The sequence below is a fragment of the Halomonas sp. BM-2019 genome, assembly GCF_017584085.1.
Window position 1 is genome coordinate 3,925,742 of record NZ_CP071922.1, and the last position, 12,360, is coordinate 3,938,101.

The following is a 12,360-nucleotide window of genomic DNA, read 5'->3' on the forward strand; positions in this document are numbered from 1 at the left end:
TGCATCAGGTCATGTTCCTTGGATTCCAGCGTCTTGTCGATCTCGGCGATGTACTTGTCGGTCAGCTTCTGGATCGCATCCTCAGCCTGGCGCTGCTCGTCCTCGGTGATCTCCTTCTCCTTGAGCAGGGCCTTGATGTCCCCGTTGGCGTCGCGGCGCACGTTGCGCACGGCGACCCGGGCACTCTCCGCCTCGGCACGGGCCTGCTTGATGTAGCCCTTGCGGGTCTCCTCGGTGAGCATCGGCATCGGCACGCGGATGTTGCTGCCGGCGGTCGAGGGGTTGAGGCCCAGGTCGGAGGTCATGATCGCCTTCTCGATCTTGGGCACCATGTTCTGCTCCCAGGGCACCACCGACAGGGTGCGGGCATCCTCGATGTTGATGTTGGCCACCTGATTGAGGGGCACCTGGCTGCCGTAGTACTCCACGGTCACCGAATCCAGGATGCTGGAGTGGGCACGCCCGGTCCGGATCTTGTTCAGGTTGCCGTGAAGAGCCTCGACGCTCTTCTTCATGCGGCTTTCCGCATCCTTCTTGATGTCATTGATCACGATGTCAACCTCTGTCTATCAGCGTGCCTTCCTCGCCGCCCACCACCAGGTTGAGCAGGGCGCCGGGCTTGTTCATGTTGAAGACGCGGACCGGCATGTCATGGTCACGCACCAGGCAGATGGCGGTCAAATCCATGACGCCGAGCTTCTGGTCGAGCGCGTTATCGTAGCTGAGCTGGTCGTACTTGACCGCATCGGCGTGCTTGACCGGATCCTTGTCGTAGACCCCGTCCACCTTGGTGGCCTTGACCACCACGTCGGCGTCGATCTCGATGCCGCGCAGGCAGGCCGCCGAATCGGTGGTGAAGAAGGGGTTGCCGGTACCGGCGGAGAACAGTACCACATCCCCGGAGGTGAGATAGCGGATCGCGGTGCGGCGATCGTAGTGTTCCACCACGCCGCTCATGGGAATGGCGGACATCACCCGGGAGCGGATGTTGGAGCGCTCCAGGGCGTCGCGCATGGCCAGGGCGTTCATCACCGTGGCCAGCATGCCCATGTGGTCCCCGGTGACCCGGTCCATGCCCGCCTCGTTCAGGGCCGCACCGCGGAACAGGTTGCCGCCGCCGATCACGATGCCGACCTGGACGCCGATGCCGACCAGCTGACCGATCTCCAGGGCCATGCGGTCCAGCACCTTGGGGTCGATGCCGAAGTCGTGCTCGCCCATCAGTGCCTCACCGGAGAGCTTGAGCAGGATACGCTTGTACTTCGACTTCTCGGACCGGGCCTTGGACGGCGATTCGACGTAATCGGGTGGGGACATGGCATCTCTCCTGGGCATCAGCGGGGGCGTGTCGGGGATGGCCGACGCAGCGGCCGGATACGCGATGGCGTGCGCTCGCGCGCACGCCATCGTCCTGCAGGAACGTCTGACCTCAGCTGCGCTTGGCCTGTTCCATCACTTCCTTGGCGAAGTCGACCTCTTCCTTCTCGATGCCCTCGCCCACCTCGAAGCGGGTGAAACCGATGACCTCGCCGCCGGCCGCCTTGGCGAACTGGGCGACGCTCTGGTTCGGGTCCTTGACGAAGGGCTGCTCGGTCAGGCTGTTCTCGGCCAGGTACTTCTTCAGGCGGCCCTGGACCATCTTCTCGGCGATCTCCGCCGGCTTGCCGGCCATGTCGGGCTGGGCGAGGATGATCTCCTTCTCCTGGTCCAGCTGCGCCTGGGGCATGTCCTCGGGACGCGCCACGGCCGGGTTGATGGCGGCGACGTGCATGGCGATGTCCTTGGCCACCTCGGCGTTGCCGCCCTTGAGCACGGTCAGCACGCCGATGCGGCCGCCGTGGACGTACTCGCCGACGAGCCCGCCGTCGACGGCGTCGACCACCACGCAGCGACGCACGCCGATGTTCTCGCCGATCTTCTGCACCAGCTGCTCGCGGGCGGTCTCGAGGTCGCCGGCCATCACCGCGGCGACATCTTCGCTCTTGGCGGCGAAGAAGGCGTCGGCGATCTGGTCGGCGAAGGCCTTGAAGTTGTCGTCGCGGGCGACGAAGTCGGTCTCGGAGTTGATCTCGACCATCACGCCGTAGCTACCGTCCTCGGCCACGCGGGTCACCACGGTGCCCTCGGCGGCGGTGCGACCGGCCTTCTTGGCGGCCTTGAGGCCGGAGCTCTTGCGCAGGTTCTCGATGGCGACGTCGATGTCACCGCCGGCCTCGGTGAGGGCCTTCTTGCACTCCATCATGCCGAGCCCGGTACGCTCGCGCAGTTCCTTGACCTGGGAGGCGCTGATAGCTGCCATGGGGTTCACCTCTGAATCTCTGTGTCAACGGGGTCCGGACCCCTCGAAGGGGACGGGTCCGGGGAATACGGAGAAAAAAGGGGGCCGCGGCCCCCTTCTCGTCTGCCCGGCTACCGTGGCAACGGCTGCCGCAGCGACGGCTGCCGGCCAGATGGGCCGCGATCACTCGGCGGCGCTGTCGCTCTCTTCGGTGACCTCGACGAACTCCTCGGGACGACCTTCCTTCGCACGCCCGCAGGCGTCGGCGATGGCCTTGACGTAGATCTGGATGGCGCGGATGGAGTCATCGTTGCCGGGGATCACGTAGTCGACGCCGTCCGGGTCGGAGTTGGTATCCACCACGCCGATGACCGGGATGCCCAGCTTGTTCGCCTCGTTGATGGCGATGCGCTCGTGGTCGACGTCGATCACGAACAGGGCGTCGGGCAGGCCACCCATCTCCTTGATGCCGCCGATGGAACGCTCGAGCTTCTCCTGCTCGCGGGTCGCCATCAGGACTTCCTTCTTGGTCAGCTTCTCGAAGGTGCCGTCCTCGCGCATCGCCTCGATGTCGCGCAGGCGCTTGATGGACTGACGGATGGTCTTGTAGTTGGTCAGCATGCCGCCGAGCCAGCGATGGTTCACGAAGGGCATGCCAACGCGGTTGGCCTCTTCCTTGATGATCTTGCTGGCGCTGCGCTTGGTGCCAACGAACATGATCTTGTTGTTGGCCGCTGCCATCTTCTCGACCACGTCGATCGCCTCGTTGAGGGCCGGCAGGGTGTGCTCGAGGTTGATGATGTGGATCTTGTTGCGGGCGCCGAAGATGAACTTGCTCATCTTCGGGTTCCAGTACTTGGTCTGGTGACCGAAGTGGGCACCTGCCTTGAGCAGGTCACGCATGTTGACGTGTGCCATGGATGACTCCTGGAAAATCGGGTTAGGCCTCCATGCACCCCATGGATCCGACCGCCGGACGAGCCGACAGCACCCGGGACCATGTGTCGGTGCATGTGTGTTTTCAAGGCGTTGCATTACAAACGGCCATCGCGATCGCGGCACTCACGGCGACCGGCACGGAGCGGACTCGGCGTACTCGGTCGGGAAGGGCTCGGCGATTGCAGGAAGGCGCGCAGCTTTATACCATGGATCAACTGCCAGTTGAAGTCGCCAGGCGACCCCACCCTAGCCTCGAGATTCCATGAACGTACCCATCAAGACGCCCGACGAGATCGAGAAGATGCGTGAGGCGGGCCGTCAGGCCGCCAGCGTGCTGGAGATGATCGCTCCCTTCGTCAAGGCCGGCATCAGCACCGGCGAGATCGACCGCCGCTGCCACGACTATATCGTCGACGAGCTCGGCTCCACCCCCGCCCCCCTCGACTACCACGGCTACCCCAAGTCGGTGTGCACCTCCATCAACCACGTGGTGTGCCACGGCATCCCCGAAGACGGCAAGAAGCTGAAGAAGGGCGACATCATGAACCTGGACGTCACGGTGCGCACCGCCGACGGCTACCACGGGGACTCCAGCGTGATGTTCGTGATCGGCGAGACCATCCAGGGCGAGCGGCTGTGCCGGGTCACCCAGGAGTGCCTCTACCGGAGCATCGCCCTGGTGCGCCCGGGGGTGCGTCTCTCCGCGCTGGCCCGCGCCATCCAGGGCCACGCCGAGGCCAACGGCTACTCGGTGGTGCGTGACTTCTGCGGCCACGGCATCGGCGCCGGCTTCCACGAGGACCCCCAGGTGCTGCACTACGACGGCTATGCTTCCGAGGCGGACATCGCGCTCGCCCCCGGCATGTGCTTCACCATCGAGCCGATGATCAACGTCGGCGATTCGCGCACCAAGGTGCTGCGCGACGGCTGGACCGCGGTGACCAAGGACCGCAGCCTCTCCGCCCAGTGGGAGCACACCCTGCTGGTCACCGAGACCGGCGTCGAGGTGCTGACGGCCCGCTCCGACGAAGACCTCGCCTTCCTCGAGCGCTGACGCCATGCTGCTCCACCACTACCGGTTTGCCCCGGACGAGAGCCTGTTCGACGACGAGGCCTTCCGCGCGGAACTCCGGGGCAGCCGCTCGCCCATCGCCCCCTTCAAGGCGGCGCTGCGCGAGATCCAGGCGCGCCTCGACGCGCGCTTCAGAGAGGGCGCCGACATCCGCGACCTGATCCACGGTCGCGCCTGGTGTCTCGACCGGCTGCTGGCGGTGGCCTGGCAGCAGCATACCTGGCCCGAGGGGGAGGGGGTAGCGCTGCTCGCCGTGGGCGGCTACGGCCGCGGCGAGCTGCACCCCCACTCCGATGTCGACCTGCTGCTGCTGCTCGAACACGACGACGATACCCCCTATCGCGAGGCGCTGACCGCGTTCGTCACCTTCCTGTGGGACATCGGCCTGGAGATCGGCCATAGCGTCAGGTCGCTGGCCGACTGTGAGCGCGAGGCCGCCGCCGACGTCACGGTGATCACCAACCTGATCGAGAGCCGCACCGTAGCCGGCCCCGAGCAGCTGCGCGAGGCGATGAACGCGCGCCTCGCCCCCGAGCGGCTGTGGCCCGCCGACCGCTTCTTCGAGGCCAAGTGGCAGGAGCAGATCAGCCGCCACCACCGCTTCAACAACTCCGAGTATCATCTCGAGCCCAACATCAAGAGCTCCCCCGGCGGGCTGCGGGACATCCAGATGATCGGCTGGGTGGCCAAGCGCCACTTCGGCAGCCAGCGCTACGAGGACCTGGTGGCCGAAGGCTTCATGAACGACCCGGAGCTGCATATCCTCAGCCAGGGCCAGGCCTTCCTGTGGCAGGTGCGCTACGCCCTGCACATGCTCACCGGCCGCGCCGAGGATCGCCTGCTGTTCGACCACCAGCGCACCATCGCCGAGCTGTTCGGCTTTCGCGACACGCCGGAGCGCCTGGCCGTCGAGCAGTTCATGAAGCGCTACTACCGTCACGTCACCGCGCTGGCCGGGCTCAACGACATGCTGCTGCAGCACTTCGACGAGGCGATCCTGCATGCCGGCATCGAGCTCGAGACCACCCCGCTCAACGACCGCTTCGAGATCCGCGGCGGCTATATCCAGGCGCGCTCGCGAAATGTCTTCCGTGACCGCCCCTCGGCGCTGCTCGAGCTCTTCCTGCTGATGGCCGAGCACCCGGAGATCGAGGGCGTCCGCGCCGACACCATCCGCCTGATCCGCGACCACCGCCACCTGATCGATGACCTCTACCGGGACGACGTACGCCACCAGAGCCTGTTCATGGCCCTGCTGCGCTCCGGCGGCAACGTGGCCCGCCAGCTGCGGCGCATGAACCGCTACGGGGTGCTCGGCAAGTACCTGCCGGAGTTCGGCCGTGCGGTGGGACTGATGCAGCACGACCTCTTCCATATCTATACGGTGGACGCCCACACCCTGCGCCTGCTGAAGTTCATCCACGGCTTCCGCAAGCCGGAGGCCCGCGAGGAGTTTCCGGTGGCCGCCACCCTGGTGCACCAGCTGCCCAAGCTGGAGCTGTTGTGGATCGCCGGCCTCTTCCACGACATCGGCAAGGGGCGTGGCGGCGACCACTCGAAGCTCGGCGCCCGCGACGCGGAGGCCTTCGCCGAGCGCCACGGCCTCTCGCCACGGGATACCCGCCTGGTGAGCTGGCTGGTGGAGCAACACCTGACGATGTCGATGGTCGCCCAGAAGCGCGACATCACCGACCCCGAGGTGATCGCGGACTTTGCACGCCTGGTGGGTGACGAGACCCGCCTCGACTACCTCTACCTGCTGACCGTGGCGGACATCAACGCCACCAACCCGACGCTGTGGAACGGCTGGCGGGCCACCCTGCTGCGCCAGCTGCATGCCGAGACCAAGCGCGCCCTGCGCCGCGGCCTGGAGAACCCGTTGGAGCGCGACGACTGGGTGAGCGAGACCCGCGAGGAGGCGCTCTCGCTGCTGGCCGCGGTGGGTGCCGACATGACCAGCGTGGAGCCGCTCTGGGAATCCCTGGGCGAGGAGTACTTCCTGCAGTATGCGCCCAGCGAGATCGTCTGGCAGACCCAGGGCATCCTGGCCCACGGCGGCAGCCAGCTGCCGCTGATCCTGATCAGCGCCCCCACCGACGACATGGCCGAAGGGGGCACCAAGGTGTTCATCCACACCCGCTCGGTGGACGACCTCTTCGCCGCCACCGCCGCCGCCCTCGACCAGCTCGGCCTCTCCATCCACGATGCCCGCATCGCCACCTCCAGCAACGACTGGACGCTCAACACCTTCATCGTGCTGGACGACCAGGGCCGCCCCATCCGCGACCCGGCGCGCCTCGAGGAGATCCGCGGCCACCTGGTGGAGGAGCTCGATGACCCCGACGACTACCCGCAGATCGTCACCCGCCACACCCCCCGCCAGCTGCGCCACTTCCGGGTGCCCACCGAGGTGATCATCGAGCAGGATCCGGCCAACGAGCGCACCCTGCTGGAGCTGATCGCCCCGGACCGCCCCGGCCTGCTGGCCCGGGTGGGGCGCATCTTCATGGAGCAGGACATCGCGCTTTCGGCGGCCAAGATCGCCACCCTGGGCGAGAAGGTGGAGGACGTCTTCTTCATCACCGACAAGGCTGGCCGCCCCCTCACCGACCCCGAGCGCCAGGCGCGGCTGCGCGAGCGGCTGGTGGAGGTGCTGGATGTCTCGGGGTAGCGGCGTTTGAGGCCTCCTCCGGCCTTCCCTATAATCAAGCCCCTTCCGCTCATGTCTCACGACAACGACGACTCACACAACGACGCCCGAGGCCACGGCCGGCGAGGCGCGCCTGGATACCCATGAACCCCGATCTCGACGCCCTCAAGCCCTACCCCTTCGAGAAGCTCGCCGCCCTCAAGGCCGGCGTGACACCCCCCGAGGGACTGGCCCATGTGCCGCTGACCATCGGCGAGCCCCAGCACGCCCCCTACCCGGCGGCGCTGGCTACCCTGGTCGAACACCAGCAGGAGTACGCCCGCTACCCCGCTACCGCCGGGCTTGCCGAGCTGCGCGCGGCGATCGGGGACTGGGCGACACGGCGCTTCGGCCTCGCGGGGCTCGACCCCGAACGCCAGGTGCTGCCGGTCAACGGCACCCGGGAGGCGATCTTTGCCTTCGTTCAGGCGGCGCTGGACCGCACCCGCCCCGCCCGGGTGGCGGTGCCCAACCCCTTCTACCAGATCTACGAGGGCGCCACCCTGCTGGCCGGTGGCGAGCCGCTCTACCTGGACTGCCGCGCCGAGCACGGCTTCCGCCCCGACTTCGACGCCGTGCCCGCCGAGACCTGGCGCGAGGTGCAGATTCTCTTCCTCTGCTCCCCGGGCAATCCCACCGGTGCGGTGACGCCGCTCACCGAGTTCCAGAAGCTGATCGCGCTGGCCGACGAGCACGACTTCATCATCGCCTCGGACGAGTGCTACTCGGAGCTCTATCTGGACGAGGCGGCACCGCCGCCGGGGCTGCTGGAGGCATGCGCGGCGCTCGGGCGCCACGACTACCGCCGCTGTCTGGTGTTCCACTCGCTCTCCAAGCGCTCCAACCTGCCGGGACTGCGCTCCGGCTTCGTGGCCGGCGATGCCGACCTGATCGCCCCCTTCAAGCGCTACCGCACCTACCACGGCTGCGCCATGGCCCTGCCGGTGCAGCACGCCTCGATCACCGCCTGGAACGACGAGGCCCACGTGCGCGCCAACCGCGACGCCTACCGCGAGAAGTTCGCCACGGTCACCGAGATCCTCGCTCCGGTGATGGCCTTCCCCGCCCCGGAGGCGAGCTTCTACCTGTGGCCGGCGGTGCCCGGGGGCGACGACGAGGCCTTTGCGCGGGCGCTCTTTGCCGAGGAGCACGTCAGCGTGCTGCCCGGATCCTATATGGGTCGTCCCGCTGCCGACGACAGGATGGGTCGTCCCGCTGCCGACGACAGGATGGGTCGTCCCGCTGCCGACGACAGGATGGGTCGTCCCGGCACTAGCGGCGTCAACCCCGGCAGCGGGCGGGTCCGCCTGGCGCTGGTGGCCGAGGTCGAGGCCACCGTGGAGGCCGCCTGGCGCATCCGCCGCTTCATCGAGAGGAGAGCCTGATGTTCACCCTGTACGGCATCAAGAACTGCGACACCTGCCGCCGCGCCCGCAAGGCCATGGACGGTACCGGCATCCCCTACCAGTTCCACGACCTGCGCGAGGATGGCCTCTCGGCGCCGCTGCTGGAGCATCTCCTCGAGAAGGTGCCGGTGGTGGAGGCCCTCAACAAGCGCAGCACCACCTGGCGCAACCTCGCCGACGAGGAAAAGCAGGACGTGGACGCCAACAAGGCCCGCGAGCTGATCCTCGCCAACCCCACCCTGCTCAAGCGCCCGCTGCTCGACACCGGCGACGCGATCCTGGTCGGCTACCGCGATGGCGACTATGACGACCTATCGGGCTAGGCCCGCCCGCCTGGCCCTCCCTTGCAGCCTCTATTGAAAGGACAGAACCCATGCTGAGCTTTGCACTCGGAATCGGCACCCAGAACACCCAGGGCGACTGGCTGGAGATCTACTACCCGGCCCCGCTGCTCAATCCCGACGCCACCCTGGTGGAGGCCGCCACCAAGGTGCTCGACGCCCCCAACGGCAACACCGCGGTGAGCTTTCTGCCCGAGCAATGCGCCGAGCTGGCCAAGGCCCTGCGCGAGGCTGGTCACCCCGACCAGGCGGAGCTGGCCGAGTCGCTTGCCGCCAGCACGCGCCCGCTGGTGGCCATGTTCCTGGCAAAGGACGGCGCGCCCGAGTCAGCGCCGGAGGTCTACCTCAAGCTGCACCTGCTCTCCCATCGCCTGGTGAAGCCCCACGGCCTGGACCTCACCGGCATGTTCGGCCTGCTGCGCAACGTGGCCTGGACCAGCGAGGGACCCATCGACATCGAGGAGCTGCCCGCCCGTCGCCTCAAGGCACGCCTCGCCGGCCGCCCCCTCTCGGTGGACTGCGTCGACAAGTTCCCCAAGATGACCGACTACGTGGTGCCATCCGGCGTGCGCATCGCCGACACCGCCCGGGTGCGCCTCGGCGCCCACCTGGGCGAGGGCACCACCGTGATGCACGAGGGCTTCGTCAACTTCAATGCCGGCAGCGAGGGTCCCGGCATGATCGAGGGCCGCATCTCCGCCGGGGTGATGGTCGGCAAGGGCTCGGATCTGGGCGGCGGCTGCTCCACCATGGGCACCCTCTCCGGCGGCGGCAACATCGTCATCAAGGTGGGCGAGGGCTGCCTGATCGGCGCCAACGCCGGCATCGGCATCCCGCTGGGCGACCGCTGCACCGTGGAGGCCGGTCTCTACCTGACCGCTGGCGCCAAGGTCACCCTGCTCGACGACCAGGGCCAGGAGGTCAAGGCCGTGGCCGCTCGCGAGCTGGCGGGCCAGGACGACCTGCTGCTGCGCCGCAACTCCCAGAACGGCCGCATCGAGTGCCTGACCAACAAGAGTGCCATCGCGCTCAACGAGGCGCTGCATGCCAACGACTGATGCCGGCACCCTGTCGCCCACCCTGCGGCTCGCCTTCGAGTTGATCCGACGCCCCTCGGTAACGCCGGATGACCTGGGCTGCCAGGACTTGATGATCGAGCGCCTGGCGGCGCTCGGTTTCCATATCGAGCGCCTGCCCTTCGGCGACGTGGAGAACTTCTGGGCCACTCGCGGCCATCACGGCCCGCGGCTCGCCTTTGCCGGCCACACCGATGTGGTACCCAGCGGCCCACACACACGCTGGGACTTTCCACCCTTCGAGCCCTGCATCGACGATAACGGGATGCTCCGGGGTCGCGGCGCCGCCGACATGAAGGGCAGCCTCGCTGCCATGGTCACCGCCGTAGAGCGCTTCCTGGCGGACTACCCGGACCACCACGGCCAGATCGGATTCCTGATCACCTCCGATGAGGAAGGCCCCGCGGTGGACGGCACCCGCGCCGTGGTCGAACACCTGCGCGAGCGCCACGAGCGCCTCGACTACTGCATCGTCGGCGAACCCTCCTCCACCGCCCGGCTCGGCGACGTGATCAAGAACGGTCGGCGCGGCTCGCTCGGCGGCGTGCTGCACATCAAGGGCGTTCAGGGCCATGTGGCCTACCCCCACCTGGCGCGCAACCCTATCCACCAGGCGATGCCGGCGCTGGATACCCTGACCCGCGAACACTGGGACGGGGGCAACGCCTTCTTCCCGGCTACCAGCTTCCAGATCTCCAATATCCGCTCAGGCACCGGCGCCACCAACGTCATCCCCGGCGAGGTGGAGGTGGTGTTCAACTTCCGCTTCTCCACCGAGGTGACCCACGAGCAGCTGAGGCAGCGCACCGAGGCGCTCCTCGACGCCCAGGGCCTGGAGTACCAGCTGGACTGGACCCTGAACGGCGAACCCTTCCTGACCGCCGAAGGCGAGCTGGTCGAAGCCGCCATGCTCGGCGTGGAGGAGGTGATGGGGCATCGCCCGGAACTCTCCACCTCGGGGGGAACCTCGGACGGCCGTTTCATCGCCACCCTGGGCAGCCAGGTGGTGGAGCTGGGCCCGCTCAACGCCACCATCCACCAGGTCAACGAGCGCATCCGTGCCGCCGACCTCGATGACCTCAGCCGGGTCTACGAGGCGATCCTGAAGCGCCTGTTCGTCCACGGCAGCGACCGCCCCTGAGGCCGATATGACATCCGAGAGCAAAGCGCGCTACCCCGATATCGAGATCTACCTGGCCAAGGCACCCGTGGAGGCGGTTGGCGAGTGGCTCGGAGGTGCGATCGAGGCCGCCCCCCTGGCACCCGCCGGCAAGGGCAAGTGGCGCACCCGCGGCCACCACGAAGGCGCGGAGGTCCCGGTGCTGCTGGTGGAGAAGGCCGCCGACGGCTACGCCAGCCTGTGGTTCGACAGCCCGACCACCCCCTGGGAGAGCGATGCGGCCTGCGCCCGCGCCGCCGCCGTACACCTGGGCTGCGAGGTGCGCTGCTCGCTGGGGGGCTGGCAGCCCGGCGACGACCCGGACCGCTTCCTGCGGGTGCTGCCCGACGGCAGCGAGGCCGAGATCCACTGGCCCGATTCGGGACACTGACGCCGCCCCCACCCAAACGACAGCGCCCCGCACGATGGCGGGGCGCTACGGATGTTGAGGTGCGAGAAGCTGCCGAGCGATGGCCAGGCGCTTCGATTCACGTGATAACGGTGACGTCGTCGGCCTGAAGTCCGCGCTCGTTCTCGATGACGTGGTAGCGCACCTTCTGCCCCTCGGCCAGGGTGCGGTGGCCACGGCCGCGGATGGCGCGAAAGTGGACGAAGACATCCTCGCCGCTGTCGCGAGTGATGAAACCATACCCCTTGTTGACGTTGAACCACTTCACCTCGCCGATCTCGCGGTCGTCGTTCTCGACCTCGGCCAGGTTGACCAGCTGGGGCGTGAGCACGTTGACGGCCAGGGTAGCGACCAGCAGCACCAGAAACACCGCCAGGGCGGCGGCGACGTAGACCACGGCGATGCCGCCGATCTCGAGGGTCGCAATCAGCGCCTCGGCGAGCTCGCCACCGGCGAGGTGGACGAACAGGGCGATCAGCAGCGGTGCCGGAGCGGCCAGCAGCAGGCTGACCAGACTGCAACGAAACATGACCTTTCGATTCATGGACTCGAATGACTCTCTTGTAGTGGATACTGGAAGACAAACTTCATGGAGGTGCCACGATGAACGGCGACACACCGCGTGCAGATTCTAGCATGAGCCGTGACGAGGCGTCCGCCGCCCTGGCCGAGCGCCTGGAGTCACTGGAGAGCCGCATCGCCTACCAGGAGCACTGGCTCGACACCCTGGACCGGGCCGTGGCCGCCCAGGAAGCGCGCCTGACAAAGCTCGAGCGCCTCAACGCCCTGATGCAGGATAAGCTCCGTGAGCAGCAGCGGACGCTGCAGGAGATCGACGCGGACGGGCCGCGGCCCGAGGACGAGGTGCCGCCGCACTACTAGCGCCTAGCGCCTAGCGCCTAGCGCCTAGCGCCTAGCGCCTAGCGCCTAGCGCCTAGCGCCTAGCGCCTAGCGCCTAGCGCCGCAGGATGATGTCATGGCCGTTCCGGGC

The 12,360-nt window shown here is 67.6% G+C and carries 13 protein-coding genes; 8 read left to right on the top strand and 5 right to left on the bottom strand.

The window, feature by feature from the left end; translation table 11 throughout:
- The 4 genes from frr to rpsB form a co-directional block, all read right to left on the bottom strand.
- A partial coding sequence (gene frr / locus J5F18_RS19425) for a ribosome recycling factor (protein ID WP_346300151.1) occupies window positions 1-551 on the bottom strand: 551 nt, incomplete at its 3' end.
- 4 nt (window positions 552-555) lie between these two features.
- Entirely contained in the window at window positions 556-1,317 is a 762-nt protein-coding gene (gene pyrH, locus J5F18_RS19430) for a UMP kinase (protein WP_346300152.1), read from the bottom strand.
- 112 nt (window positions 1,318-1,429) lie between these two features.
- Window positions 1,430-2,299, bottom strand: coding sequence for a translation elongation factor Ts (gene tsf / locus J5F18_RS19435; RefSeq protein WP_346300153.1), 870 nt, complete (start codon window positions 2,297-2,299; stop codon window positions 1,430-1,432).
- 162 nt (window positions 2,300-2,461) lie between these two features.
- On the bottom strand, window positions 2,462-3,196 hold the full coding sequence (gene rpsB, locus J5F18_RS19440) for a 30S ribosomal protein S2 (RefSeq protein ID WP_346300154.1): 735 nt from the start codon (window positions 3,194-3,196) through the stop codon (window positions 2,462-2,464).
- 283 nt (window positions 3,197-3,479) lie between these two features.
- On the opposite strand from rpsB, the gene map reads away from it, so the two are divergent.
- From map to J5F18_RS19475, 7 genes are all read left to right on the top strand, one after another.
- Complete coding sequence (gene map / locus J5F18_RS19445) at window positions 3,480-4,271, top strand: type I methionyl aminopeptidase (protein ID WP_346300155.1); 792 nt, start codon at window positions 3,480-3,482, stop codon at window positions 4,269-4,271.
- Window positions 4,272-4,275: 4 nt separating this feature from the next.
- Window positions 4,276-6,960 (top strand): [protein-PII] uridylyltransferase, encoded by a 2,685-nt coding sequence (locus J5F18_RS19450; RefSeq protein WP_346300156.1) that lies wholly within the window; start codon window positions 4,276-4,278, stop codon window positions 6,958-6,960.
- Between the two features lie 122 nt (window positions 6,961-7,082).
- Window positions 7,083-8,363, top strand: a complete 1,281-nt coding sequence (gene dapC / locus J5F18_RS19455) for a succinyldiaminopimelate transaminase (RefSeq protein ID WP_346300157.1) — start codon at window positions 7,083-7,085, stop codon at window positions 8,361-8,363.
- Window positions 8,363-8,707, top strand: a complete 345-nt coding sequence (locus J5F18_RS19460; RefSeq protein ID WP_346300158.1) for an arsenate reductase — start codon at window positions 8,363-8,365, stop codon at window positions 8,705-8,707. Before dapC ends, J5F18_RS19460 begins: the two co-directional genes overlap by 1 nt.
- A gap of 50 nt (window positions 8,708-8,757) precedes the next feature.
- Window positions 8,758-9,783, top strand: a complete 1,026-nt coding sequence (gene dapD, locus J5F18_RS19465; RefSeq protein ID WP_346300159.1) for a 2,3,4,5-tetrahydropyridine-2,6-dicarboxylate N-succinyltransferase — start codon at window positions 8,758-8,760, stop codon at window positions 9,781-9,783.
- Window positions 9,770-10,942 (top strand): succinyl-diaminopimelate desuccinylase, encoded by a 1,173-nt coding sequence (gene dapE, locus J5F18_RS19470; RefSeq protein WP_346300160.1) that lies wholly within the window; start codon window positions 9,770-9,772, stop codon window positions 10,940-10,942. Before dapD ends, dapE begins: the two co-directional genes overlap by 14 nt.
- A 7-nt stretch (window positions 10,943-10,949) precedes the next feature.
- Window positions 10,950-11,351 carry a hypothetical protein gene (locus J5F18_RS19475; RefSeq protein ID WP_346300161.1) on the top strand — a complete coding sequence of 134 codons (402 nt, stop codon included), beginning with the start codon at window positions 10,950-10,952 and terminating at the stop codon, window positions 11,349-11,351.
- A 97-nt stretch (window positions 11,352-11,448) separates the two neighbouring features.
- On the opposite strand, the gene J5F18_RS19480 is transcribed toward J5F18_RS19475, so the two are convergent.
- Window positions 11,449-11,913 (bottom strand): cold shock domain-containing protein, encoded by a 465-nt coding sequence (locus J5F18_RS19480; protein ID WP_346300162.1) that lies wholly within the window; start codon window positions 11,911-11,913, stop codon window positions 11,449-11,451.
- A gap of 92 nt (window positions 11,914-12,005) precedes the next feature.
- On the opposite strand from J5F18_RS19480, the gene J5F18_RS19485 reads away from it, so the two are divergent.
- Complete coding sequence (locus J5F18_RS19485; protein ID WP_346300163.1) at window positions 12,006-12,251, top strand: SlyX family protein; 246 nt, start codon at window positions 12,006-12,008, stop codon at window positions 12,249-12,251.
- Window positions 12,252-12,360 lie beyond the last annotated feature (109 nt).